A 24,922-nucleotide genomic window follows, 5' to 3' on the forward strand; every position below is an offset into this window, starting at 1 on the left:
TGTTGTGTACAGCCCACTGCACGTTGACGAAAACCATTCTCAATTTACATCCTACCTAGAGTTAGGATTACCAGATTAGTGACGACTAGACTAGGGCAATCGCCATGAATAGTTCACACCACCCCCACCAGCCCTCCTCTCCTGCTATGAACCCGTCATCAGCGCCCGCAACCTCATCTACCGATACACACCGGCAGCAACCAGCTGCTGTCACCAAAAAAGAGTTGTACCAACGGCTCGACGAACTCCGCTTGGCCGACCAGCAGCGATTTCGTCGTCGGCTATCCAAAGCCAAAGCTGAGCGGGCGTTACGTGCTATCGCACAAGATTTAGAGCGAGCAGCTGCCCGTATCCCTGCGATTGAGCAAGCTATACCGCCCATTGAATTTCCCGATGAATTGCCGGTGAGCCACAGCGTTGCGGAGATTTCTGCAGCGATTGCGAAAAACCAGGTCGTGGTAATCGCAGGTGAGACGGGTTCGGGTAAAACCACACAGATCCCGAAGATTTGTTTGCAGTTAGGCCGTGGGCGTTCCGGCTTGATCGGCCACACGCAGCCACGTCGATTGGCAGCCCGCACGGTGGCAGAGCGCATTAGTGACGAACTAGGACAGTCAATCGGTGAGTCGGTGGGCTATGCGATTCGCTTTGACGATCGCGTCGGCAAGCACACCGCGGTCAAATTGATGACCGATGGTATCTTGCTTGCAGAATTGCAGCGTGATCCGCACCTGTATGCCTACGACACGATCATTATCGACGAGGCACACGAGCGCAGCCTGAATATCGATTTCCTGTTGGGCTATCTCAAGCGACTGCTGCCCAAGCGTCCAGAACTCAAACTGATCATTACCTCAGCAACGATTGATCCGGAGAGTTTTGCCGAGCACTTCCGCGATCCGCGCACACACGAACCTGCCCCGATTATCGAGGTTTCTGGACGAACCTACCCCGTCGAGGTGCGCTACCGTCCATTGGAGATTGAGGTGGATGGCAAAACCGTCGCCATTGAGCCGCTGGATGGCCTGTGCACCTCGGTGGAAGAGTTACTTGCCGAAGGTAGCGGCAATATTTTGTGCTTTTTCCCGGGAGAACGAGATATTCGGGATGCCCAAGATGCGCTAGAGAAAAAACATTGGCGCGGCGTGGAAATCGTGCCGTTGTTCGGTCGGTTATCGAATCAGGAACAGCACCGGGTTTTTGCCCCACACAACAAGCGGCGCATCGTGCTGGCGACCAATATTGCAGAAACCTCGCTGACCGTACCAGGAATTCATTATGTGATTGATACCGGCACCGCACGCATTTCACGGTATTCCACGCGCACGAAGGTGCAGCGTCTGCCCATTGAGCCGATCTCGCAGGCGAGCGCGAATCAGCGTGCGGGGCGCTGCGGCCGTATCGCTGATGGTATTGCGATTCGGTTGTATTCCGAGGAAGATTTCGCCGCACGTCCGGAATTTACCGATCCGGAGATTCTGCGCACCAACTTGGCGAGCGTAATTTTGCAAATGTCTTCACTCCAGCTTGGTACCGTCGCGGACTTCCCGTTTGTGCAACCACCGGAGCCGAAGGCGGTACGCGATGGCTTGGTGCTGCTCGACGAACTCGACGCCATCGCTTCCCCTCCAGCGGCCGATGCAGCGCCACGTTTAACGAAGATCGGTCGACAGCTGGCGCGGATCCCGGTGGACCCACGCTTAGCTCGCATGTTGGTCGAAGCAGAAAAATTGCAGTGTTTGGAGCCCGTCATCATTCTGGTTGCTGCCATGACGCTGCAGGATGTGCGTGAACGCCCACTAGAAAAACAACAGCAGGCCGATCAAGCACATGCGCGTTTTCGTTCTCGCACCAGTGACTTTCTCGGGCTGTTGTCTTTGTGGGGTTATATCACCAGCCAGCGCGCCGAGCTGTCAGGAAACCAGTTCCGCAAGCGGATGAAAGAAGAATTTTTGCACTTCATGCGCATCCGTGAGTGGTCTGATTTGGTGCGCCAGCTCAAAGACATTGCACGCGATATGAACTGGGAACTACCGGAGAAAAACTCTGCGCACGCTTCGGAGCTGAGGTTTGCAGACGGCGAATTCTCCGGTGACGTGGCTGCGGTCCACCGTGCCTTGCTGACCGGCTTGCTGTCGAATATTGGTGCACGCATCAGCGATTCGGCGGAATTCCAGGGTGCGCGGGGCACGAAGTTTCTGATTTTCCCGGGCTCTGGGGTGGCAAAAAAGCCGCCTGAACTGGTGATGGCCTCCGAACTGGTAGAAACCTCGAAGTTGTGGGCACGTGGGGTGGCTGCCATCGAACCCTCGTGGGTGGAAAATGCCGCCCAGTCGTTGTTAAAACACCAGTACTCGGATCCACGGTGGTCATTCAAACGGGGTGCGGCCGTCGTGACGCAGCGTTCCACGCTTTATGGCGTACCTATTGTGGCCGACCGCACCATTTCCTACCACCGCGTGGAACCAGAAACTGCGCGTTCGATGTTTATCCAGCATGCCCTGATTGCTGGCGAGTGGAAGACTTCGCACAAATTCTTTCACGACAACCTAGACAAGCTGTCGGCTGCAGGAGAATACGAAGAAAAGGCTCGTCGGCGCGGTATCATCGCCGATGAAGAGGCTTTATTCGAATTTTATGACCGCCGCATTCCTGAAACCGTCACCCATTCAAAGGCATTTGATGGTTGGTGGAAAAAGGCACGCAAAAAGCAGCCAGACCTGCTAGATTTCGACCCGGCGCAGCTGGTCAGTGAAGAAGCTGAATCGGTCACCGAGCAAGCTTTTCCTGATTATTGGCGACACGGAGGCCTGGATTTTGAATTAGAGTATTTGTTCGAGCCCGGCCACCGCCGTGATGGCGTGACAGTCAATATTCCCGTGCCGATGCTGGCCAGCGTGGAGGCGTGGCCTTTCGAATGGCTGGTTCCCGGCTTGCGCGAAGAATTAGTCACCGAGCTGATTCGCGGTTTGCCGAAAGCTTTACGACGCAGTCTGGTGCCAGCGCCGGATTTTGCAGCCCGCGCGATGGAGCACCTGCTGCCCTACGAATCTGATCTGCTAAGCCAAGTGACTACCGCGTTCCGCTCTCTGGGTGCGCGGGGTATCAATGCCAGCGATTTTTCCTTGGAGAAGTTGCAGCCGCATCTGCAGATGACGTTTGCTGCGATTGATAAGCGTGGCCACATCATCGATAGTGATAAAGATCTTGCTGCCTTACAAGAGCGACAGGCCGGAAAGATTAGCGCCTCTATCACGAAAAAGGTACAGCAGGTTGAGCAGCGCTCTCCTCACAAACCGAAACCTGCAAAGCCTGCTCGTCGAGAATATTTCTCGAACTGGACTGCCGATAACCTCGGTACGATTGCCGAAGAAATCGAGCACGACGTCGATGCGCACACTGTGAAAGCATATCCAGCGTTAACGATCAGCGAACAAGGCTTATGCGTGCAGTATTATCCGACACGCAGTGCTGCTGATTCGGCCATGCTCACTGCCACGTTGACGTTGTTGTTGCGTGAGCTTACCGTCAATACCCAGAAGATGGTCAACGGTTTGCCGCTGCAACAACGCGTTGCTGTTGATCATTACCCACACGGTGGTGCGGACGGCCTCGTCAATGACGCGCGTATCGCGGCGTTGCGTGATTTATTACTCGCCCACGGTGGGCCGGTACGGAGCCCGGAAAAATTTGCGGAGCTAAAAGCGACGATTTCACAGTCGTTGCCAGGTGAAGTTCGGCAGGCAGTGGTCACGCTCGCGCCGGGTCTGGTGCGTTTTTCCAAGATTGCCGACGAGCTGCAGCAATGGGAAGGCCCAGCAATCGACGACATGCAACAGCAATTAGATTTCTTGTTGCCGAAAAATGCGATTAGCACACACGGCCTGCAGCAGTTACGCCATCTTCCTCGCTATTTACAGGCTATGGAGATCCGTTTAGCGGATATGGCCGCTGATCCAGATAAAGATGGTGAGCGCCAAGACATCATCGACGACTGTCGGGCTTACCTGCGCAATCAATTGCGAAATCTGCCAGCGGGTGCAGAGAAGTCTCCTGCCGCGGCGAAAATCCGGTGGATGCTCGAAGAGCTCCGGGTTAGTTTGTTTGCCCAGCGTTTGGGCACGGCTCACCCAGTTTCGGCGCGCCGAGTGAAGAAGGCTGTCGATGCGCTGACGAAGAAAACCTAGCGCCGTCAAAGAAAAATACGGGCTGCAGTACGGGAATGCCCTGGCTTCTTGCTAGTCTTCCCGCTCGCGGCGACGCATCAGCCGGATTTCCGATTCGAAGTCTTGGGCACTATCGAATGATTTATAGACAGAAGCGAAACGCAGATAGGCGACCTCATCAAGCTCCCGCAGCGGTTCCAGGATTGCCAAACCGATGGCATTAGCATCAACCTGCGAGCTGCCGTGACCGCGTACGGTTTCTTCAACTTGTTGGGCGAGACGCTTGAGCGAGTCTTCCGTCACCGGCCGGCCCTGGCATGCACGGTGAACTCCGCGGATCAGCTTGTCACGAGAAAACGGCTCTGTGAGTCCATTGCGTTTGACCACCAGCAGAACTGATTTTTCGACAGTCGTAAACCGCCCATGACATTCCGTGCATTCCCGGCGGCGTCGAATCGCAACCCCGGCATCAACCAAACGAGAGTCGACGACTCTGGATTGTTCATGGTGACAAAATGGGCAGTACACGGCCTCGCCAATGCTCCTTAGTTACTGATGAATGCACACTAGAAATTTGCTGCTGCTTTTATGATGCTACCGCCAAAACTCGGGTTGCGGAATTTGCCGGTTTCCCAGGGGTATTATCCGATCCCGAACACAACGCCGACAGCCAGAATCGCCCCTAACATTGCGCCCAGCAAATATGACACCGCCGCTGCTGAAGTTTGTGCTCTCGAGACGACGGATGGCGGAAATTGTGCGGTGCCAGATTCGTCCGGTTCGCCACCGGTTTTCGGACTTGCGGCAGTTTCACGGATGCCATGAGCACCCGAAATTTCCGACAGCGGTTGCAAGGTGCAAATCACTTCCGGATAACGTGGTGCATGACCGTCCGAGCGGGAGCTATGTGGTAATTCCTCATGGGTTTCTCGTGATATTTCCCATTGTGCGGCCGCTGGAACGATCGATACGGCCGGCGTCGAAGCAGCGGGTAGTCGTGCTTCCCGTAGCTGTTGGTGAATGTGCATCATGTTTAATGCTCACGCTCCTTTCCAGAATGGTTTGCTCAATCCAACTGAAAAGAAGGTTAAAACGCGGCTGTCACACACGTTCGAAAAACTAGTACTTGTGTTCGATAAATGTTTGCATTAGACTCATTTTCGCCACACGGAAACATATTCTCACGTAAGTTTTATAGCAAGCATGTGAGTTAGGACATAACGATGTTCTGCACGCATTTTCCCTGACGACACTTTTAGGAGCTATGTATGCCGCGCCCACGCACAACCTCCGCGCCGAAACCTACTTTCGAACAGCTCACCCACCGCCAACGTCGCATTTTAGAAGTTATCCGCGATGCAGTGATACTGCGCGGTTACCCGCCAAGCATTCGTGAGATTGGTGATACCGCAGGGCTGCAGTCCACATCTTCGGTTGCTTATCAGTTAAAGCAATTAGAAGAAAAAGGATTTTTGCAGCGCGATCCCAATAAGCCACGCGCGATGATTGTGCGCAACATGCCGGATGCGAAAAAACCCGGCAAGCGCGTCGTGAGCAGCACAAAATCTACAGATACACCAGAAGCACCTGGCGATGCCTCCGGCTACTGCTACGTACCGGTGTTGGGCCGGATCGCTGCAGGCACGCCAATTACCGCAGAAGAAAATATTGATTCGTACTACCCCATGCCCGAAGAAATCGTCGGCGGCGGCGATCTGTTCATGCTGCAAGTCGTGGGAGAATCGATGAAAGATGCCGGCATCCTTGACGGTGACTGGGTGGTTGTGCGCTCGCAAAAGGTCGCGGAGGTCGGCGAGTTTGTTGCTGCTTTGCTCGAAGGCGAAGAAGCCACTGTCAAAGAGTTTCATCGTGATTCTTCAGGGGTATGGCTGTTACCGCACAATGATGCCTTCAGCCCAATCCCTGGTGATGAAGCCGAAATCATGGGCAAAGTAGTCTCTGTAATGCGCAAGCTATAGCTCATCTGCACCACTAGCTCTAGTTCAGCGTCCTGTCACCGCAGAACACTCAACACCCCACCCAGACCACGAAGCCCAGCACGACAGAAGGGACCCTGCACGTAGATGTACGCGGAAGAACGGCGCCGCCATATCGCTTCCCTGGCTGCAGTGGAGGGATGGGTTAAAGTTGGCGACCTCGCCGAGCGATTTTCAGTAACTTCCGAGACCATTCGCCGCGATCTAGCAGCGCTCGACGAGATCGGCGCTGTGCACCGGGTGCGTGGTGGTGCACGCGCTGCGCATAACTACCAGACCTCCGAAGTTCCGCTAGCAGACCGCAACCGTTCGGCTGCCGAAGCAAAAATCGCCATCGCCACGGCTGCTTTACGATTCGTCCCTGAGACCGGCACTGTCTTCATCGGAGCTGGCACCACCAACAATTCGTTGGCGGATTTTCTGGGCCAAACAGACCGGGCGGCAAACCTCGAGATCGTAATCAACAGCCTGCCGGGTGCATTAAATCTCGCTGCCTACGGATTAGACAATGTCCAGCTGCTAGGCGGAACTGTACGCAGTATGACCCAATCGATTGTGGGTCCGGCAGCGCTGCGGTATTTGGCGCTGAAGCGCGCCGATGTAGCTTTTATTGGCACCGACGCCCTGACCGTCGAACACGGTTTGTCCACTGCAGATACCCAAGAGGCTGCGATCAAAACCGCGTTCATGACCAACGCTGCCAAATCCGTCGTGCTGTGCGATTCCAGCAAACTGGGGCGCGATTATCTCGTGAGTTTTGCCACCGTGGGCGATATCGACGTACTCATCACTGACTCCGCGGCCCCAAGCGCTCTGGTAACAGAACTGGAACAACGCGGAGTGGAAGTCGTTGTCGTCGAACGTTGATAGCCGTCGAACGCTAGGACTTTAGCGCTGCCCTTCCCCGATGCGGGCATACAGCCAACGCAAAATTGGGTATACCACCATGATGCCAACCGAGCCCCAGGCAATTCCTTCCAATTCCACAGCGCCAATTGACAAGGTCAGGTTACCGATGCCGGCGACCAACGCGATCGCAGCAGCAGTGAGGTTCACAGGGTTGTTGAAGTTGACGTTGTTATCCATCCAAATACGGACACCGAGCATGCCGATCAACCCATAGAGCAACAACGTTGCCCCGCCGAGTACACCAACCGGAATGCTAAAAATCAGCGCGCCGAATTTCGGGATGAAGGCTAATGCCACCGCACACGCTGCTGCCACCCAGTAAGCTGCGGTGGAATAGACTTTCGTCGCTGCCATCACGCCGATATTTTCCGCGTAGGTCGTAGTACCGGATCCACCGGCACCTCCAGCCAAGGTGGTTGCCAAACCGTCGGCAAGCAAAGCATCACCAGCCAAATGATCGACATTGCGCCCGGTCATCGCCGAAACTGCTTTGACGTGGCCAACGTTTTCCGCAATCAATACCACCAGCACCGGCAGAGTCGTCAGAATTACCGAAAGCTGAAACTCAGGCGCGTGAAACTCCGGAATACCTACCCACGGAGCATCCGAAATAGCCTGGGAGGCTTCCGCGTCAACATTTCCCGACAGTGCCGCGAAAACCCACCCGGCAACCACTCCGATGAGAATTCCCAGTCGGCTGACCATGCCGCGACCAGCGACTGTTGCCAGGACGATGACCGCCAACGTCACGGCCGCTACCAATGGCTGGGTTTGGAAATTTTCTGTAGCCGTCGGCGCTAGGTTTAACCCAATCAGTGCCACGATGGCGCCGGTGACTGCCGGTGGCAAGACGGCATCAATAACTTTCCGTCCGGCGATTTTCACCGCCACGCCAACCGCCATGAGCACCGCACCAGTGACGAAGATTCCGCCCAGCTGCGCTGCGATGCCATGTTGTTGCGAAGCAATCAACGGCGCGATAAAGGCAAACGACGAGCCGAGGTATGACGGCAATTGGTTCCGGGTGATGAGCAAGAAGAGCATCGTTCCCAAGCCGGAAAACAACAGCGTGGTATTGACCGGAAAGCCGGTCAGGGTAGGAACCAGCAACGTGGCCCCGAACATCGCAAAGACATGTTGCATGCCAATGCCAATGGTCCGGGGCCACGAAAGCCGTTCATCGGGTGCAACAACGGCACCTTTGTTTATCGTCTTGCCATCACCGTGGAGCGTCCAGCCAATCGAAGTAGTCACGATTAGCCATTATTGTTGGCGGTGACCTCTACATGGTAATCGGCTAGCTCTTTTGCCATGATTGCAGGTAAACGCACATCGAGTACGGTTCCTGTCGCGGTGTATTCTTCTCTGTGCACCGTACCGTATTCGTGGACCCGAGAAACCAGGTCACCGCGGGTATAGGGAATTTCGACGACGACGCGGGTATCCAAAGAATTCAAAAACAGCTCAACCCGGCCAGACAGTTCTGCGATGCCTTCGCCGGTTTTCGCCGACACGTAGACAACATTGTCGTTATCAAGCACATGGCGCACTTCGGCCAATACCAGTGGATCGGCAGCATCAATCTTGTTGAGCACGATGATCTCGGGTGGCGCAGGCTGGCCGGTTTCTTCGACAATATCGTGGATGACTTTGTTCACGGCTGTGATCTGTTTCAACGGGAACGGGTCAGCCGCATCGACCACATGCAGCATCAAATCAGCCGCTAAGACTTCTTCCAACGTTGATTTGAAAGCCTCGACCAGCTGCGTCGGCAAGTGACGGACGAAGCCTACGGTATCGGTGAACACGACGCTGCGGCCGTCGCCAAGCTGGGCTTTCCTCGTCGTCGGATCCAGCGTGGCAAACAATGCGTCTTCCACGAGCACACCGGCATCCGTCATCGCATTAATCAACGACGACTTGCCCGCGTTGGTATAGCCAGCGATGGCGATTTGTGGCACCAGAGAATCTTGCCGACGAGCGCGTTTGATTTCTCGGGCGGTTTTCATTCCCGCCAACGATTTACGCAGGCGCGCCATCTCCGCGCGAATACGACGTCGGTCGGTTTCAATCTTCGTCTCACCAGGGCCACGCAAGCCGACACCACCGTTGGAACCAGCACGTCCACCAGCCTGACGCGACAGACTGCCACCCCAACCACGTGTGTGCGTGTAGAGGTATTCCAGTTGGGCTAGAGAAACCTGTGCCTTACCTTCTTTGGACTTTGCGTGCTGGGCGAAAATATCCAAGATCAACATGGTTCGGTCAATAACCTTGGTGTCCAGTTCGCGTTCCAAAGCTGTCAGCTGGCCGGGGTTGAGCTCGCCGTCGCAAATCACGGTATCTGCGCCGTATTCTTGCACCAGCGATTTCAGCTGTTGGACTTTGCCGGAACCGATAAACGTTCCGGGATCTGGCGAGTCGCGTTTTTGATACAAAATCTCTAGTACTTCGGCACCCGCAGTTTCGGCAAGCGCAGCAAGTTCTTCCAGGGTTGCTTCCAGTTCGGCGACCGTACCTTCTGTCCACACGCCGACGAGAATGACTTGCTCTAGTCGGAGCTTGCGGTATTCCACCTCATAACCGTCGGTGGTGTCCTCGGCGCGAATGGTAGTATCACGGGAGACTCGTCGAAAAGCGTTGCGTTCCGCCAACTCCATATCACCAGTGGTGGGAGCATCATCGACGTTATTGTTCGAGTTGTTCGTGGTGTTCTCGCCGGATTGCTCGGATGCCGCACTCAGCGCCTGGTCAGCATCACTGAATAACAGCGAATCTTGCGGTTCATTGTCTTTGAAGGCCGCGTCGAGAATGTCGTCGTGGTTACCTGTGTGACTACCCGCTGACTCGCGGCTAGCAGAAAAATTATTCGGAAATTTTTTTGTCATCTTAGCTTCCATTATGCCAGCCGAACGGCGATAAATCGAGGTTTCGTAGGAACTGGCTGATTCGCTAAAATAGGACAATATGACGGCAACGAAACAGACCAACCTTTCTGCGATCGGTATGCACTTCGACAACTGGCAAGATGCCGTCGAAGCTGCGATCGCCACCAATCAGCTGATGGTCACCGGTGAAGTCCGCGGCGGCCAACTTGTGCAATTCAACGACACTTCTGGTGCCCAGCTCAACATCTTGGCTGTAGAGCCGTTTTCCACATTCGTCGGCTTCAATTCGCTCAGCCAAACCTACGCACACGTGGAAATGATCAACGACGTGCTCGGTCTCTGTGAAGTCATCGATTCTTCGGGCAGTCCGGTACAAACCGTCACTGCACACTTGGCGCAAGGCCCTTTGCTTGCCGACGAGCCTGCCCAACCCTGGCAGCAGCTCACCGTCGCAGCACTTGCCAACGACGTCTCCGTTTATGCTGATGGTTCTGCATGGCAACAGTCACACCCAGATGCGCAACTCGGCGCTGTGGAATCCCCCGGTGCAGACATCATCGCCTCCGGTAGCGGCGCGCAAGCCCCAGATGCAACAGCTAGTTTTTCCGGGCGGGTTATGCAATCCACGACCCTGCGCAATCAGCTGACCGGGCAGGAGTTCCATCACGTGGTGCTGGATTCTCAGTTCCCGCTCGACGTCTGCATTTCCGCCGATGCGCTGGATAAACTACCGGAGCGCGACGAAATCATCAGTGGCACCGGTACCTTGACAGCTGCGATTTTGGCGCCATCTGGGGGTTGCGGTTCTGGCGGCTGCGGCTGTGGCTCCGGAGGTTGCGGCTGTGGTGGCCATTAAAGACGCACCACAGTATCGTTAACCACAGCACAGCAATATCCAGGCCAGCACCCACACAGAACGCAAAAGGAATCTCGAACCACATTATGGCTGCACTTCCTTCAGGCGAGAATTCTCGCCAGGGCATCGGCATAATCTGTGCCGCGCTGTTGGCATTGCTGCTGGTCTGGTGGCTCAAAGCACCAGGAGTAATCCTGGTATTGGTCCTGGCAATCCTTGCATGGTTTTATCTCGCATTGCGCCCATCGTCTAACGAAGTGCAGGCCCTGCGCACTTCGATCAAATTATCCCTGGACGAGCTCGACGATATCCTTAGCGAATTTGATAATTTCGCTTTCTCCCAGGACTCCGACCATCTTGCTGATCGCACCATTCACCGGCCCGAGCTATTGAATACCGATAGCACGGATCCGGACATTGAGAGTTTTCATTACGAATATTCCACGGCACAGCGCTACAGCAAACGCATGCATGCGCACCTGGCAAAACACCGCCTGAGCGTGGGACAGCTCGAACGCTTACTCACAATCTCCGACGAGCGCGTTGCGATCCTGCGCGAGCGATGGTTGGCAGCCCGGCGCGCCGCACACAAACTGGGCCCCGGCGGCGCCAGCTAACGTATCTACGCGGGTAGTTCAACGCTAAAGGTTCCGCGCGCCACAATCCTTGACGGGCCGGTCAAGGTTGCCCCATTAGATCGAATCTCTACCTCAACAGTGCCACCAGGCACCACCACTTGGACTGTTCCCTCACCTAAGCCAGCTTCGGCGAGTGCCGCACACGCGGTAGCCACGGTGCCGGTTCCGCAGGATTTCGTCTCTCCCACCCCGCGTTCAAATACGCGCATGTGCGTAGTGCCAGCAACCAGCGGGGTCGCAATTTCCAGGTTTGCGCCAGCTGGGAAAAACTCGTCGTCCAGACGCGGGGCAGTTAAGTGCAGGTTAGCGATCTCTTCTGCTCCCCAACCAGGGACCACAACCGCCAGGTGGGGGTTTCCCACGTCTACTGCAAGGCCCGCAAAATTTTCACTACCAACCTGTGCCGTTGACAATCCCGTGACTTCTGCGACGCCCATTTCGACGCTGACAACCGCTTGCTGGCTGTCGGGGGCGCGGCCAGCGTCGTCGGTATCAGCAACCGTAATAGCTTTATCCCCGGCGCGAGTCGCGATGCTAAAGCGGCTTGCCGCCTCGTAGCCCTGGCGGTGCAGCCAGTGTGCGAAAACGCGGGTGCCGTTGCCGCACATTTCGGCGATTGAACCATCGGCGTTGCGGTAGTCCATAAACCAATTCGCGTGCGATTCTGCAGCCTGCTCAACTTCTGCTGTCATGTGCTCGGTGCGCACGACCCGCAATACCCCGTCGGCCCCAATACCGCCGGTACGGTCGCAGAGTGCGCGTACCTGCTGGGCGGTGAGATCGCGTTGTCCGTTGGGATCGTCGATGATGACGAAGTCGTTGTGGGTACCGTGTCCTTTGGCAAAATCAATCTGGAAGTTCACAGCTGCCTAGTTTACGCGCAACTGTGCGTGCTATTGCGCTCAGCGCAGGTGCTGTAGTGCTTGCTCGAAGGGCTTGTCTGCAGCATCGAGCCACGTGATGCGTTTATCGCGGCGGAACCACGACCGTTGGCGGCGTGCGTATTGGCGAGTGGCGATCAAGGTTTTTTCTTCGGCTTCTTCCAGATTGAGCTGGCCGGCGAAATGCGCGAGGACTTGTGCATAGCCTATTGCTCGTCCGGCGGTGGAATCTGCAACCAGGCCGTGCTGGAGCAGCTCGCGGACTTCGTCGACAAGCCCCTGCTGGAACATTGTCCGGGTGCGCAAACGAATGCGTTCGGCGTACCAGTCAGTTTCTGCTCGGAGGCCGAATACGCGGGCATGCCAGCGGTAGGCGGCAGTCTTATCGGGTTGGCTGGCGCGAAATGGTTGACCGGTGAGTTCGATAACTTCCAGGGCGCGCACGATGCGGCGGGGATCATTTTCCTCGATAATGTTCGCGGCTTCTGGATCCACCGAGGCTAGTTCGCGGTGGAGCGCCTGGGTTCCGATCTCTTCTTGGCGGGCATAGTATTTTTCGCGCACCTCGCGTTGCGTGGGTGGGAACTGCCATTCATCGAGCAGCGCTTGCGCATACATCATGGACCCGCCGACGATAACTGGTGTTTTCCCGCGAGAAAGAATGTCGTTGACATCGGCGACGGCGGCTTGTTGGTAGGCAGCCACGGATGCGGTATCGGTCACGGAGAGCACGTCGAGCTGGTGGTGCGGGATTCCTTCGCGCTCTTCGACGCTAAGTTTGGCGGTGCCGATGTCCATGCCACGGTAGAGCTGCATGGAATCGACGTTGACCACTTCGCCGTCAAGGTGATGGGCCAATGCCAGCCCAAGGTCTGATTTGCCTGCCCCGGTAGGCCCAACCACCGCGATGGGCACTCGGTTGCTGCCATCGTGTTGGGGTGATCCTGACGTCGTTGCGCACGGTGCACCGAAAGATATTGGCTGCGAGTGGTTTATTGTCATGGTTTCTCTCACTCGGCTGCGGTTGGGTCTGCTACGTCGGACTCGGCCCCAGCGCTAGCTGGCCTGGTTGCCAGCAGGCCCGTAGCGATATAGCGGGCCACCCCATGGCTGGTATCGACATGGCGAAGCTGCATGTCAGCAAGATCGCCGCGCGCATTCAACTGCGCAAGTTCAAGCCACAGGGCTGGTTCCCAGATGCCCGCATCGTGGAGCTGTTGGCTACGTGGTAGTGCTGGCAGCTGCGTATTGGGCGCACCACCGGCATCGGTCGACGATTCGTCGTCGCCTAACAACCAGCGTGCCCAGCGATCCGCCTGTGGCGCGTGTGCAAGTTCTGCCAGCGGCGCCCGCGGGCCCAGGCCTGCGCTGCCATCGATGCCCAGCAGCACCAACGTGCCCGGCTGCACCGGATGCGATTCCAACTCGGCGAAACTAGAGTAACTGGCACTGATCAATGGCTCATAGTCGCCGCAGAGGTAGCGCATGACAAGTTCAGCTAGATAGTAGCCGTCGGCAAGCTGAATACTGTTAGCCCCCCACGCACGCAAACTACCCCGATGCTCAGTGCGCCAGTCCTGCGCTTGCGAGCCAAGCAACACGATTTCGGTCACGGGTTGTTGACTAGGCGCGCAATCGTCGACAAGCTGGCGGAGAATATCGCGTACCGCATGGAGAATGTGCGCGCTCGCGGTATCTGCTGGTGATAGCTCTGTGACCAGCGCGGGACTCGTTGGCACCACGCAGATTCGGCACTGCACTGCGGGTGTTCGGTGTGTCGAAGGTTTCGTGCTCACGGCTACAAGCCTAACGGCTCCCGTGAGCTAACTCGGTATCAACGACTAACAACAGCAGTCGGAAACATCGCCCACGAAGCTGGCCCCGTATGACATCGTCCACGAAGCTGGCCCCGTATGACACTACAGAAACCAGACGGGTAAGTTTGAGTGAAAGGACAAGCAGCTTCGAGGACGAGCAACAATGACACAGCAGCACACCCCTAGCCCTTCCCCCGCCTCCATGCCAAAGCCGGGTCCACGCCCGAAGGCCCCAGACACAGCCACGTACACAACAGGTATGGCTGCTTCTACGCCAACTCCGGTACCGGTTTCTGCACCGATTGCTTCTATTCCCAGTGAACACGGATATATCGCCGACGACGGCTCGGTGTACCTGACTAGTGTGCTCAGTGGAGACAAGCGCGTAGTGGGTTCTTGGCAGGCAGGTAGCCACGACGAGGGATTGGCGCACTTCGGTGCGAAATTTGATGAGCTCGCCACCCAGGCCGAGGTTTTGGAGACCCGTCTACGCGCACACCCGCAGGATGCTGCCGATATCGCGCGTTCCGCCGAAAACCAGCGCGCCGGGCTTGCAGAAGCAGCCGTGGTGGGAGATCTTCCAGCACTGGAACGACGGCTCCGGGAAATCATCAATCGCTGCGACGATGCCGCAGAGCAGGCGCGTCGGGATCAAGAACAACGCGCTGCTGATGCGCACTCGGCGAAGTCCACGTTGCTGGAAGAAGCCGAGCAGATCGCGGAACATTCCACCGAATGGAAAGCCTCCGGTGACCGGCTGCGGGCGATGTTGCAAGAATGGAAGTCGATTAAGGGCCTAGACCGCACGACTGACGACGAGTTGTGGAAGCGGTTTTCACGCGCCCGTGATGCTTTCCACCGGCGTCGTGGGGCACATTTCGCCGAGTTGGATAAACAACGCGCCCAGGCACAAAAGACAAAAGAAGCGCTGGTGGAAAAAGCTGAGGCCTTGCAAAACTCCACAGATTGGTCACGCACAGCCGGTGCCTACCGGGATTTGATGAGAGAGTGGAAAGCAGCTGGACGGGCTCCCCGCGGCGCCGACGACGCTCTATGGGCGCGGTTCCGTGGCGCACAAGACCACTTTTTCGCTGCCCGCGATGCCGAACAAGCCGCCAAGGATGAAGAATTTGCCGAAAACGCCGCACGCAAGGATGAGCTTTTGGCGAGTTATGACGCGCTCATTGATCCGTCTAAAGGTATCGCGCCTGCGCGAGAAAAACTCCGGGAACTGCAAGAAAAATGGGAAGAAATCGGTTTCGTTCCGCGCGGACAGGTACGAGAATATGAAGACAAGATTGCTGCGATCGAAGCACGAGTCTCCGAGGCCGAAGATGCCGAGTGGAAGCGCACAGACCCGGAAGCGCAAGCTCGGGTAGCGCAATTCCAGGCGAAGGTTGATGACTTGTTGGCGCAGGCCGAATCGGCTGAGTCGGCCGGCAAGACAGCGCAGGCGCAGTCGTTGCGCGAGCAGGCCCAACAATGGCAAGACTGGATTCGCATGGCCGCACAATCGCAGGATTAGGCTAGTTTTTCTCGCCCATGGATTTCGTGCAATATGCGACACCGCTGCATTCCGAGCCCACAACCGCAGCCGGTACTCCCAGTGCAGGCGGGCCATCAGTAGACAACAGGCAACGGGCTGGAACTGCACAACACCGAGCGCCCAGCGACGAGATTCGCGAATTCGTTCTTGCTGCCAATGTCGCTGCCCAGGATGCAACACAGGACCCCGCCGCATCCGCCGCACCAGAGCGGGTGGTTTCGCAGCTCGCTGGCTCAGCGGAATCTGCGACCTATCTTTTTGCGCTGTGTGATTCCGCTGCAATCGGTGAAGTCTCCGAGCTGGGCTACCCGTTAATCAGCTCCACCGAAAACCCACAGCATTCCGGGATCAAGGGGCACGCGTGGCCGGGCGGCGAGCCATCCTTCGCCGGATTCATACACCTGACATTGCCGCTGTTGGAAGATACGGACATCGCTGAGATCGAATGCGTCCTTGACCTTGATCTACTGCCCCTACCAGGTTCCCCAGCCAGCGAGGCAACGCACACGGTGACCGCGATGCTCGTGGCGGAAGCCGAAAAAATCGCCACCCGGCTCGGACGCGGGCGAGCGCAGGTCACGCTGCATCACGGATCCGCGTACCCTGTCAGCGCCGATCCGTTTCATGCGGCCATTGTCGCAGCCGGTTACCTCCGCTCTGTAGGGCACATCCAGGCCTTTACCCCACGCGCTACTACGCCGTCGACGGCAACTACAGCTTCTGCAACGGACACAGACACAACAGAAGCCTTTCCAGCTAAGCACGGCTACCGCCTTGACACTTGGTGTGATTATGACATCCCCGAGGCTTACGCCGCACAAGTGCGTGAATTGCTCACGGTTGCTTCTGTCGACGTTCCCAGCGGTGAATTAGAACTCGAGCCCATTGAATGGACACCTACCCGAATGGCCCACGCTGCACAACGATTGCGCGCACGCGACGGCACCACCTTGCTGGTTGCGCTCGTCGACAAGCACAACGATGAGATTTGTGCGTTGACAGAAATCGCCCGCCATCGTGGGGCCGATCCGACGGTCGCAGAATGGACGTTGACAGTCACGGGCCGCAGCCATCGTCATCAGGGGTTGGCGACCACGGTGAAAACTCAGGCGCTGCGCACCATGCACGAGCATTGGCCCAGCGTAGAGCGAGTCTACGGTTCGATCCCCGAACAACCTGGGTATATGCGGGCGATTTATCGCAGACTGCAGGCGACCGAGCTAAGCTGCAGTTCGACCTGGGAAAAGCGCCTGCTGCCGGCTGGCACAGAAAAATAATGCGCCCCGGTCAGTGTGGTCAGTATGGCCGTGTAGTCAATGGGCCAGTGTGGCCGCACCGTAGGGGGTGAGAGTTCAAGCTTTAAGCCTAGTTCGCAGCTTGCTTACTGTGCTTTGCGCTGAGTGCGGGACCCCGCCCGTCGACGCCGATCATCGACGAACAACGGATTGGAATCATAATCTGTGTGTTGAATTTCCATGCCGGATTCTCGCTGCAGCTGCGCGATATCGTCGACGGTTGTCGAATCAGCACGCCGATCCGCTGCTGCCTGTTGTTGTGGATTGCGTTTGAGAGCCACGTTGCAATAAGCAGCGAATGCGCACACCACCCCAACTATTCCGATATACATGCCGATGGAATTCGGCGTACTCGCGCCGTCTTGCGGGCCAGTATGGCGCACCCACAGTGAAAACAACGAATACGGCAGCGCGACCGTCACACACATCCAACCGACTAAACCTGCCGGAGCATAGCGTGTCACCAGCACGATGGTGGTTGCGATGCCGATTCCTACTGTGAGCAATACCGCATAGACCTGTTCGATCATGGTCGTGATGTCACTGGTTCCCAGCAGTACTTCGTAGCCACGAGCGGCCCCTGCGTGCGGGAGGATCAGATAGGCCAGGTATGCCAAAACGGCAGTGGCCAACGGGTAGACGGCCTTACCCAACGACATGGTGCGGGCTGCACGTTTCTCGGCTGCGGCTGATTCAGCCGCCGAGGGTTGGGTATTCGTCTGCGCTGGTTGCGACGATGGCGAAGAATTCATAGACCCGATGGTAATAGCCTTACTGTACTCGTTGTTGTGGCCCGGGTTGTGGCCCGGTTTGTTCTGCACAAGCCCGTCATTGCAGTGCACTATTTACAGCGCAACAATTACTGCCTACTAATTGTTGCGTGCTGCCACCGTCGGCAAGCCCAAGCTCACACCAACCGGTGCGGTGCTCGGCGTTTTCCCCGCACTCGACATGTCTCCGGCTTTGGTGCGGCGGTGGTGGCTGACCCCGCCGTCGGCGATCAAGAAATATGGTTTCGCCGCTGTCACGGTCGTGACCACGACATCACCAGGGCGAATTTCTCCATCAAGATTGCCACGTGGGTCAAAGTGCACTAAGCGGCCGTCACGGGCACGCCCCGACAGGCGGTTAGTCTTGGCATTTTTGCGCCCACCACCAGCTTGGACGAGCAACTCGACTTCACTGCCGACAAGCGCCCGGTTGTCTTCTAGCATGATCTCGTCCTGCAGCGCCACCAAGCGTTCGAAGCGATCTTGCACAACTTCTTTCGGAACCTGTTGTTCCATCTCCGCGGCGGGGGTACCGGGGCGTGGTGAATATTGGAAAGTAAAGGCAGACGAAAAACGGGCACGCTTGACGATGTCCATCGTGCCTTGAAAATCTTCTTCCGTTTCGCCGGGGAATCCCACGATGATATCGGTGGTGATCGCCGCACCGGGAATTTTCTCGCGTGCCTCGTCGACGATTTTCATGAATTTTTTGGTGCGATACGACCGGCGCATGTCTTTGAGCACCTTGTCCGAACCCGATTGCAGTGGCATGTGCAGCTGGGGGCAGATCACTGGGTATTGTGCCATCACATCGATGACGTCGCTGGTAAATTCTGCCGGGTGTGGGCTAGTAAACCGCAACCGGTCAAGTCCCTCAATCTGCGCACACGCTGCCAGCAGTTTGGAAAAGGCGCTGCGATCCCGCGCGAGATCCGGATCGACGAAATTCACGCCATAGGCATTGACGTTTTGGCCCAGCAACGTAACCTCGCTGACGCCTTGTTCAACGAGCGCTTTAACCTCCGCGAGAATGTCTCCTGGGCGGCGGTCGATTTCTTTGCCGCGCAACGACGGCACGATGCAAAACGTGCAGGTATTGTTACACCCTACTGAGATCGATACCCAGCCAGAATATGCAGATTCGCGTTTTGCGGGCAGCACGGAAGGAAACTCTTCCAACGCATCTACGATTTCTACCTGCGCTTCCTCGTTGTGGCGTGCACGTTCGAGCAGCGTAGGCAACGATCCCATGTTGTGCGTGCCGAATACCGCATCGACCCAGGGTGCGTTGTCCAGGACAGCATCTTTATCTTTTTGCGCCAAGCATCCACCAACGGCAATCTGCATGCCCGGATGGTTCTGCTTAGTCTTTTTCAGGTTACCGAGGGTGCCGTACAAGCGCTGGTCAGCGTTTTCACGCACCGCGCAGGTATTGAACACGATGAGGTCCGGTTCTACCGACTGCTGGTCAGCGCCATCGCGGGCTCCTGGTTGTCCGTTTCCGCCGTCGCCACCGTATTCAGCCGCTGACACGTAGCCAGCATCTTCCAGAAGGCCAGCCAAACGCTCCGAGTCATGCACATTCATTTGGCAGCCAAAAGTGCGGACCTCATAGGTCCGCGGGCGCTCAGCAGTGGAGTCGCCGACGCTGCCGGTGGTGACATCCAATGCTGATTCCCGGATTTCGGTGGTGTTTTCCCTGTTTTCGTTGCGCATGCTCACGGGTTGTCATTGTAGTAATGAGCGGCGTGAGTTCATAACGACGGCAAAATTAGCTTAGTTTCGCTTCGGCGCAGCTGGAATCACATCTGGGTATTGCTCCAGCCATGCCTCGATTGCTTTGTCTTCGTCACCGTCGAATTCATTAACGACCAGGTCTTCGAGTGCACCGTATTCTTCATCGGTCATACTCAACTGCTCAAACCACTCGGCAAGTTCTGGGTAGTCTTCGGTAAAGCCAGAACGAGCCAACCAGTGCAACGATTCAGCTTCGCCCATGACCTTGTCTGGATCTTCTAGGTCACGAATTGGGAAGACGTGGTTGGCGAAGTGTGGGCGCCACAGCGTAACGACGATGTCCTCCTTGTTCTGGATAGCGTCGTCAAGCTCTGCGAGCATTGCAGGGGTCGACGACGTGGCCAGATCGTATTCGTCATCCAAATCGTAAGCAGGCATCGCGGTGTTTTGGGTTTGCTCGGTCAAGCCTGCGGAAGGTTCGATTCCGACGATGCGACCACCAAAGCGGCCTGCTTGACCTTTCAAATCCTCGATGGTGTCGACGCCTTCGACGTAGTCCGGCACCGCGAGGGTGAGTTCGGCGTTGTCGTAGTACGAGCCCAGATCTTCGATGTTGTCCGAGTACTGCTGCATGTACTGGTCGTGGGTCTTTTCCGGCCAGGCGGATGGGTACATATCAACGTCGCCGTTAGACAAGGCGGTGTAGAGCACACCGGCTTCGCTCATGTCCTCGTGCTCGACTTCGTAGCCGGCCTCTTCTAAAAAGTGCTCAAGCAAATACGCGGTCGATAGTCCGTCTGGCCAGGATGGCAGGTATCCAAGCGTGATGGTCGCATCTGCCTCACCGCTGGCGGCAGTGTCCCCGGAATCATCGGAACATGCGGCGAGGGTGAGTGCGAGTGCACTAGCTCCAAGTCCTGCTATAATTTTGCGGTTCATCATGGGTATTCCCTTTCTGTCTCTCCCGCTGTAACCAAATACGCGTTAGGCGTTGTAACTACGTAGCTAGGTTGCGGGTGAGAACTAATAATCAAGCACGTGTACAAGAAAATATGTCGGTATGAAATTTTCCGTAACCACTACTTGTGCTCCGTGAGTGTTTACGGTGATCTGTGTGCACCGCGTAGGCTGGGGCTAATGCTTAAGCGGTAGCTCGCTGTGCGCCGGCATTCTGTTTATCGCGCCGGTTTTTCCGCCAGAGTGCCAGCAATGACGACGGATAATCGGCAGGGTTACCAAGCGCGGCTGTGAGGCGATCCAAAAAGACCGCGAGAATGACAACTGCCAATCCGGCCTCCAGTCCTTGCGCAAGGTTGAGCGTGGAAATCGCGGCAACGACTTCTTTTCCGAGGCCATCGGCACCGACCATGCCTGCAATCACCGCCATCGACAGCGACAGCATGATGATTTGGTTGATACCAGCCATAATTGACGGCAACGCCAACGGCAGTTCAATGCCCCGCAGAATTTGCCGGTCGGTTGCACCGTAGGACCGCCCTGCTTCCACGGTTTCGGCATCGACGTGGCGTATGCCCAGTTCTGTCATGCGCACTCCGGGTGCGAGCGCGAAAATGATTGTCGAGAAAGTACCAGGGACTACACCGATGGAAAAGAACATCACCGCCGGTAACAGGTAGACGAACGCCGGCATGGTTTGCATGAAGTCAAGGATAGGGCGAACCACAGCAGAAACGCGGTCGTTTTTCGCAGCCCAGATTCCGACCGGGATCGCAATCACCACTGCCACCAGGGTGGCTATGATCACCAACGCCATCGTATCGAGCATTTGCTCCCACTGGCGCATTCCCATCACCAGCAAGAAGGTAAGTCCGACACCAAGCGCCAGACGCCACGAGCGAAATAGCCACCCGGCCAAGGCAAAGATCAGCAACAGCACGAACGCCGGTATCGCTTTGAGACCATCAGCAAGCCCTTCCACCAGAAACCGCGTGATGGTAGAAAACACGTCGAAGATAATCGAAGCATTTTCCCGCAGCCACATCAGGACTTCATCGCCCCAAGCCCCCAGCGGAATGCGTGGAATCAATTCCTCACTCATGGCCATTAGTGTCCACCTTCTTCACTCGCTTGGTTCGATTCCTGCGCATCGCTTGCGGCTGCTGCCAGCAGGTTTTCGCGTGTAATAATGCCTTGAATCTCGCCGCTATCATTCTTGACGACGAGCGGCTGCTCGCTGTGTGCCGAGCGAGCAAATAACTGCCCGATCGGCGTGTCAGCTGCCACCGTGATCCCTGCGGTGCCGGGGTCAGTATCCGCCGCCGCTGCTGCGTCGTGGGCGCGCTGTTGGAGCGAAACATCAGGTGAGGTACAAATATCGCCTGCCACTAATACGCGTGTGCGGTCAATGTCTTGGATAAATTGCGCGACGTAGTCGTTGGCGGGTGTGCGCAGGATTTCGCCTGCGGTACCGATTTGCTCGATACGCCCATCACGCATCATGGCGATACGATCGCCGATGCGCATCGCTTCATTCAGATCGTGAGTGATGAACAAAACGGTTTTGCCCAGTTCTTGTTGCAAGTTCATCAAGTGATCTTGCATTTCTTTCCTGATCAACGGATCCAGGGCAGAAAATGCCTCGTCCATCAATAAAATATCGGTATCGTTGGCGAGTGCTCGAGCAAGACCAACGCGTTGTTTCATACCGCCCGAAAGCTCATCGGGGCGATAGTGCGCCCACCCTTCCAAACCAACCATGCGTAAAGCTTCCTGAGCTTTTGCTTCGCGTTCGGCTTTATTCACGCCTTTGATGCTCAACCCGTATGCAGCGTTTTCTCCCACGCTGCGGTGTGGCAACAACGCAAAGTTTTGAAAGACCATGGAGATATTGTTCCGCCGAACTGCCCGCAGCTCGGATTCGGACATATCCGTTATCAGCCGTCCGTCTAGGCGCAGTTCGCCTGCGGTCGCGGGGTGCAGGCCGTTGACCATGCGGATCAACGTGGATTTACCACTACCGGATAAGCCCATGACGACGAATACTTCGCCCGGGGTGATGTCAAAGCTGGCGTCGATGACCGCAGCCGTCATTCCTTGTTCACGCAACTCATCACGGCTTGTTCCGCTTTTGAGTGCTTCTACGCCTCGCTGCGGATTTTTGCCGAAGACTTTGTATAATCCGCTGGCAGAAATTCCAGTCACTAAGGTTCTCCTCTAAGTTTAATGAAAACTGTGCGCAGAAAATGCCCACGTATAGGAGCTTTTTAGTCACGATTTCATCGTCGCCTAAATTTCTATCATTAAAAATCCAGCTTGCCATCATTTTCCCAGTTGCGCTACCTCTGCGTTGACACCGTGCCGTTGATGAACGCAGAGGTTATAATTACGGAATCTGGATTCCAAGCTCCGTGCATTGTGCATCTAGTGCTTGCCGCGCAATTTTTAGTGCCATTCCGTGCCCGAACCCCCGACGGGCAAGCACTCCAACGATTTTGCGGAGTTCTTTGTCATAGTCGGCGCGGCTGCCAATCCGCTTGACTTTCCGGGCTTTCTTTTCCGCGAGCGCCTGCGCGAGTTCGGCTTCATCGTCATCGTCGATCTGGTCCAAAGCTTGGGCACGAATCGCAGGTGAGATGCCTTTATCCGCGAGTTCATGATCGAGCACCAACCGAGTCTTGCCTCGCCGATGATGGCGTTGATAGACCCATTCGTGGGCGAAAGCCTCGTCGTCGAGGAGGTCGCTGCGTTCCAGATCGGCAATGACTTCATCGATGAGGTCCACATCAAATTCTGCGTCTCGCAGCTTTCCCCGCAGCTCTTGCGTGGACCGCGCACGGTAGTTCAGCAAGCCCAGTGCTTTTTTACGCACCGGGGCTTTAGCTTGTTCTAATTCGTGATCGATAAACGCTGAGCCATCAGCACTCTCGGCAGTATAAGCAGCGATCGCATCGCGAAGTTTCTCAATCTTTTCCGGGGTGGAATGCGAGTCAGCAGGGTGCTGCCCCGCCCCATGATTATTCTTCGGAGTCATCGAAGTCCGGGTTTGCATCTCCGTGTGGATCAGCCTTTTCGCTCAAAGGTGTATCGGAACCGGGAACGTCTAGGTTTTCACCTTCATTTTTCTTCGCAGCGTATTTGCCGATGCCAAGCTTCTGGAAGATTTTTTGCTCCAGCTCATCGCTCAGCTCAGGGTTCGACTTCAAGAATTGGCGTACCTTTTCTTTACCTTGTCCAAGCTGCTCGCCTTCATAGGTGAACCACGAACCAGATTTCTTGACGATGTTGTTTTCCACAGCAAGGTCGATGATCGATGATTCACGAGAGATACCCTCGCCATACATGATGTCGAATTCCGCGACCTTAAATGGTGGAGAGACCTTGTTCTTCACGATCTTAATCTTGGTGCGGTTACCGATCGAGTCTTGCCCATCTTTCAAGGTTTGGATACGGCGAATATCGCAGCGCACTGAAGAATAGAACTTCAGCGCTTTACCACCGGTCGTGGTTTCTGGCGAACCGAACATGACGCCGATCTTCTCGCGCAGCTGGTTAATGAAGATAGCCGTGGTGCCGGAGTTGTACAAGGCACCGGTCATCTTACGCAATGCTTGCGACATCAGGCGAGCTTGCAGGCCGACGTGGCTATCGCCCATCTCACCTTCGATTTCAGCCTTCGGTGTCAGGGCTGCGACCGAGTCCACGACGATAATATCGATGGCGCCGGAACGCACCAACATATCAGCAATTTCCAGAGCTTGTTCACCGGTATCTGGCTGCGATACCAACAAGTTGTCAGTATCGACGCCCAGCAGGCGTGCATATTCTGGATCGAGCGCGTGCTCGGCGTCAATGAATGCAGCAATGCCGCCGGCCTTTTGCGCTTCTGCAATGGCATGTAGGGTCACGGTAGTTTTACCGGATGACTCCGGGCCATAAATTTCTACGACACGACCACGCGGGAATCCGCCAATGCCCAGCGCCACGTCGATAGCGGTATTACCGGACGAAATGGCTTGGATTGGAGGGCGATCATCATCGCCCAGGCGCATCACGGCGCCTTTGCCGTAGTCTTTCTCGATCATGGCCATTGCGGCATCGAGTGCCTTTTGCCGGTCTGCACCAGACGTTTCGGTCTTTTTGCTCGTGGTTTTCTTTTTTGCTGCCATTTATCTACTTCCTGCTGTTTTTGTTATCGCTGCCATGTCACTTCAGTCATCATCGCCGAAGTCATTGTCACTGCAGTCATTGTCGCCGCTGGCATTTTCGCTACTGGTGTGAGCTCAACAACATCCGTCACCGAGTTGGCTTTCATGATCACGTGATCGCCTTTGTCACCATGCTCAATGCCCGATGTGCATGAGTGCCACGCGAGCGACAAAATTATTAGACTGCATTACTCACCGAATGGTTCCCAGTCAGACGTTCACTGCACCAATCCTAAACGCCGCATAACCCCAAACCT

General features: G+C 56.1%; 23 protein-coding genes. 8 read left to right on the top strand and 15 right to left on the bottom strand.

All coding sequences use genetic code 11. The features are described from left to right. Positions 1 to 146 precede the first annotated feature (146 nt). Positions 147 to 4,187 carry an ATP-dependent RNA helicase HrpA gene (hrpA, locus tag U1140_RS01960; RefSeq protein WP_369845768.1) on the top strand — a complete coding sequence of 1,347 codons (4,041 nt, stop codon included), beginning with the start codon at positions 147 to 149 and terminating at the stop codon, positions 4,185 to 4,187. Positions 4,188 to 4,238: 51 nt separating this feature from the next. Here hrpA and nrdR read toward each other — a convergent pair whose 3' ends face one another. Beyond that, positions 4,239 to 4,643, bottom strand: a complete 405-nt coding sequence (gene nrdR / locus U1140_RS01965) for a transcriptional regulator NrdR (RefSeq protein ID WP_369845899.1) — start codon at positions 4,641 to 4,643, stop codon at positions 4,239 to 4,241. Between nrdR and U1140_RS01970 the strand changes: the two genes are divergently transcribed. Continuing rightward, positions 4,590 to 4,715: a hypothetical protein gene (locus tag U1140_RS01970; protein WP_369845912.1), complete on the top strand. Its 126-nt coding sequence runs from the start codon at positions 4,590 to 4,592 to the stop codon at positions 4,713 to 4,715. The two genes, nrdR and U1140_RS01970, sit on opposite strands and share 54 nt — an antisense overlap. 92 nt (positions 4,716 to 4,807) lie before the next feature. Here the strand turns inward: U1140_RS01970 and U1140_RS01975 are convergent, their stop codons facing one another. Then, positions 4,808 to 5,197, bottom strand: coding sequence for a hypothetical protein (locus U1140_RS01975; RefSeq protein WP_369845769.1), 390 nt, complete (start codon positions 5,195 to 5,197; stop codon positions 4,808 to 4,810). 237 nt (positions 5,198 to 5,434) lie between these two features. Here U1140_RS01975 and lexA point away from each other — a divergent pair, with 237 nt between their 5' ends. Then, positions 5,435 to 6,145 carry a transcriptional repressor LexA gene (gene lexA, locus U1140_RS01980; protein ID WP_369845770.1) on the top strand — a complete coding sequence of 237 codons (711 nt, stop codon included), beginning with the start codon at positions 5,435 to 5,437 and terminating at the stop codon, positions 6,143 to 6,145. A 105-nt stretch (positions 6,146 to 6,250) separates the two neighbouring features. Then, the gene (locus U1140_RS01985; protein WP_369845771.1) at positions 6,251 to 7,030 is read left to right on the top strand and encodes a DeoR/GlpR family DNA-binding transcription regulator; all 780 of its coding nucleotides are present in this window, start codon (positions 6,251 to 6,253) and stop codon (positions 7,028 to 7,030) included. Positions 7,031 to 7,051: 21 nt separating this feature from the next. Here U1140_RS01985 and U1140_RS01990 read toward each other — a convergent pair whose 3' ends face one another. Then, complete coding sequence (locus tag U1140_RS01990) at positions 7,052 to 8,329, bottom strand: uracil-xanthine permease family protein (protein WP_369845900.1); 1,278 nt, start codon at positions 8,327 to 8,329, stop codon at positions 7,052 to 7,054. Beyond that, on the bottom strand, positions 8,329 to 9,960 hold the full coding sequence (gene hflX / locus U1140_RS01995; protein WP_369845772.1) for a GTPase HflX: 1,632 nt from the start codon (positions 9,958 to 9,960) through the stop codon (positions 8,329 to 8,331). Before hflX ends, U1140_RS01990 begins: the two co-directional genes overlap by 1 nt. A gap of 79 nt (positions 9,961 to 10,039) precedes the next feature. Here hflX and U1140_RS02000 point away from each other — a divergent pair, with 79 nt between their 5' ends. Both U1140_RS02000 and U1140_RS02005 read left to right on the top strand, forming a co-directional pair. Further along, positions 10,040 to 10,816, top strand: a complete 777-nt coding sequence (locus U1140_RS02000) for a hypothetical protein (protein ID WP_369845773.1) — start codon at positions 10,040 to 10,042, stop codon at positions 10,814 to 10,816. Between the two features lie 86 nt (positions 10,817 to 10,902). Continuing rightward, on the top strand, positions 10,903 to 11,433 hold the full coding sequence (locus U1140_RS02005; protein WP_369845774.1) for a hypothetical protein: 531 nt from the start codon (positions 10,903 to 10,905) through the stop codon (positions 11,431 to 11,433). Positions 11,434 to 11,438: 5 nt separating this feature from the next. Here the strand turns inward: U1140_RS02005 and dapF are convergent, their stop codons facing one another. Genes dapF through U1140_RS02020 form a run of 3 tightly spaced genes read right to left on the bottom strand, consistent with a single transcriptional unit; the run spans position 11,439 to position 14,131 of the window. Further along, positions 11,439 to 12,305 carry a diaminopimelate epimerase gene (dapF, locus tag U1140_RS02010; protein WP_369845901.1) on the bottom strand — a complete coding sequence of 289 codons (867 nt, stop codon included), beginning with the start codon at positions 12,303 to 12,305 and terminating at the stop codon, positions 11,439 to 11,441. A gap of 51 nt (positions 12,306 to 12,356) precedes the next feature. Next, entirely contained in the window at positions 12,357 to 13,337 is a 981-nt protein-coding gene (miaA, locus tag U1140_RS02015; RefSeq protein WP_369845775.1) for a tRNA (adenosine(37)-N6)-dimethylallyltransferase MiaA, read from the bottom strand. Positions 13,338 to 13,345: 8 nt separating this feature from the next. Continuing rightward, complete coding sequence (locus U1140_RS02020) at positions 13,346 to 14,131, bottom strand: hypothetical protein (RefSeq protein WP_369845776.1); 786 nt, start codon at positions 14,129 to 14,131, stop codon at positions 13,346 to 13,348. A gap of 184 nt (positions 14,132 to 14,315) precedes the next feature. On the opposite strand from U1140_RS02020, the gene U1140_RS02025 reads away from it, so the two are divergent. Together U1140_RS02025 and U1140_RS02030 are read left to right on the top strand one after the other, a co-directional pair. Continuing rightward, positions 14,316 to 15,677, top strand: coding sequence for a DUF349 domain-containing protein (locus tag U1140_RS02025; RefSeq protein ID WP_369845777.1), 1,362 nt, complete (start codon positions 14,316 to 14,318; stop codon positions 15,675 to 15,677). 17 nt (positions 15,678 to 15,694) lie between these two features. Then, positions 15,695 to 16,975 carry a GNAT family acetyltransferase gene (locus tag U1140_RS02030; RefSeq protein ID WP_369845778.1) on the top strand — a complete coding sequence of 427 codons (1,281 nt, stop codon included), beginning with the start codon at positions 15,695 to 15,697 and terminating at the stop codon, positions 16,973 to 16,975. Between the two features lie 104 nt (positions 16,976 to 17,079). Here the strand turns inward: U1140_RS02030 and U1140_RS02035 are convergent, their stop codons facing one another. From U1140_RS02035 to U1140_RS02070, 8 genes are all read right to left on the bottom strand, one after another. Further along, the gene (locus U1140_RS02035) at positions 17,080 to 17,745 is read right to left on the bottom strand and encodes an Rv2732c family membrane protein (RefSeq protein WP_369845779.1); all 666 of its coding nucleotides are present in this window, start codon (positions 17,743 to 17,745) and stop codon (positions 17,080 to 17,082) included. A gap of 117 nt (positions 17,746 to 17,862) precedes the next feature. After that, the gene (gene miaB, locus U1140_RS02040) at positions 17,863 to 19,479 is read right to left on the bottom strand and encodes a tRNA (N6-isopentenyl adenosine(37)-C2)-methylthiotransferase MiaB (protein WP_465246418.1); all 1,617 of its coding nucleotides are present in this window, start codon (positions 19,477 to 19,479) and stop codon (positions 17,863 to 17,865) included. A gap of 60 nt (positions 19,480 to 19,539) precedes the next feature. Next, a complete protein-coding gene (locus U1140_RS02045; protein ID WP_369845780.1) occupies positions 19,540 to 20,442 on the bottom strand; it encodes a glycine betaine ABC transporter substrate-binding protein in 903 nt (300 codons plus the stop codon). 199 nt (positions 20,443 to 20,641) lie between these two features. Continuing rightward, entirely contained in the window at positions 20,642 to 21,559 is a 918-nt protein-coding gene (locus U1140_RS02050; RefSeq protein ID WP_369845781.1) for an ABC transporter permease, read from the bottom strand. 5 nt (positions 21,560 to 21,564) lie between these two features. Continuing rightward, entirely contained in the window at positions 21,565 to 22,662 is a 1,098-nt protein-coding gene (locus U1140_RS02055; protein ID WP_369845782.1) for a quaternary amine ABC transporter ATP-binding protein, read from the bottom strand. A 181-nt stretch (positions 22,663 to 22,843) separates the two neighbouring features. Beyond that, positions 22,844 to 23,491 carry a regulatory protein RecX gene (locus U1140_RS02060; RefSeq protein ID WP_369845903.1) on the bottom strand — a complete coding sequence of 216 codons (648 nt, stop codon included), beginning with the start codon at positions 23,489 to 23,491 and terminating at the stop codon, positions 22,844 to 22,846. Further along, positions 23,475 to 24,626 carry a recombinase RecA gene (gene recA / locus U1140_RS02065; protein ID WP_369845783.1) on the bottom strand — a complete coding sequence of 384 codons (1,152 nt, stop codon included), beginning with the start codon at positions 24,624 to 24,626 and terminating at the stop codon, positions 23,475 to 23,477. The genes U1140_RS02060 and recA overlap by 17 nt, the downstream gene beginning before the upstream one ends. Positions 24,627 to 24,649: 23 nt before the next feature. Beyond that, entirely contained in the window at positions 24,650 to 24,772 is a 123-nt protein-coding gene (locus U1140_RS02070) for a hypothetical protein (protein WP_369845784.1), read from the bottom strand. Positions 24,773 to 24,922: the final 150 nt, after the last annotated feature.

Origin of the sequence: Corynebacterium drakensteinense, assembly GCF_041224285.1 — a bacterium.
Taxonomy (GTDB): Bacteria; Actinomycetota; Actinomycetes; order Mycobacteriales; family Mycobacteriaceae; genus Corynebacterium.

Bases quoted from the DNA above. Each gene is read 5' to 3' on its own strand.
- U1140_RS02005 (WP_369845774.1), top strand. From the start codon at position 10,903: ATGGCTGCACTTCCTTCAGGCGAGAATTCTCGCCAGGGCATCGGCATA.
- U1140_RS02030 (WP_369845778.1), top strand. From the start codon at position 15,695: ATGGATTTCGTGCAATATGCGACACCGCTGCATTCCGAGCCCACAACC.
- U1140_RS01985 (WP_369845771.1), top strand. From the start codon at position 6,251: ATGTACGCGGAAGAACGGCGCCGCCATATCGCTTCCCTGGCTGCAGTG.
- U1140_RS01970 (WP_369845912.1), top strand. From the start codon at position 4,590: ATGACATTCCGTGCATTCCCGGCGGCGTCGAATCGCAACCCCGGCATC.
- miaA (WP_369845775.1), bottom strand. From the start codon at position 13,337: ATGACAATAAACCACTCGCAGCCAATATCTTTCGGTGCACCGTGCGCA.
- U1140_RS02070 (WP_369845784.1), bottom strand. From the start codon at position 24,772: ATGAAAGCCAACTCGGTGACGGATGTTGTTGAGCTCACACCAGTAGCG.
- hflX (WP_369845772.1), bottom strand. From the start codon at position 9,960: ATGACAAAAAAATTTCCGAATAATTTTTCTGCTAGCCGCGAGTCAGCG.
- U1140_RS02060 (WP_369845903.1), bottom strand. From the start codon at position 23,491: ATGACTCCGAAGAATAATCATGGGGCGGGGCAGCACCCTGCTGACTCG.
- hrpA (WP_369845768.1), top strand. From the start codon at position 147: ATGAACCCGTCATCAGCGCCCGCAACCTCATCTACCGATACACACCGG.
- recA (WP_369845783.1), bottom strand. From the start codon at position 24,626: ATGGCAGCAAAAAAGAAAACCACGAGCAAAAAGACCGAAACGTCTGGT.
- U1140_RS02050 (WP_369845781.1), bottom strand. From the start codon at position 21,559: ATGAGTGAGGAATTGATTCCACGCATTCCGCTGGGGGCTTGGGGCGAT.
- U1140_RS02045 (WP_369845780.1), bottom strand. From the start codon at position 20,442: ATGATGAACCGCAAAATTATAGCAGGACTTGGAGCTAGTGCACTCGCA.
- U1140_RS02035 (WP_369845779.1), bottom strand. From the start codon at position 17,745: ATGAATTCTTCGCCATCGTCGCAACCAGCGCAGACGAATACCCAACCC.
- lexA (WP_369845770.1), top strand. From the start codon at position 5,435: ATGCCGCGCCCACGCACAACCTCCGCGCCGAAACCTACTTTCGAACAG.
- U1140_RS01975 (WP_369845769.1), bottom strand. From the start codon at position 5,197: ATGATGCACATTCACCAACAGCTACGGGAAGCACGACTACCCGCTGCT.
- U1140_RS02000 (WP_369845773.1), top strand. From the start codon at position 10,040: ATGACGGCAACGAAACAGACCAACCTTTCTGCGATCGGTATGCACTTC.
- U1140_RS02025 (WP_369845777.1), top strand. From the start codon at position 14,316: ATGACACAGCAGCACACCCCTAGCCCTTCCCCCGCCTCCATGCCAAAG.
- miaB (WP_465246418.1), bottom strand. From the start codon at position 19,479: ATGCGCAACGAAAACAGGGAAAACACCACCGAAATCCGGGAATCAGCA.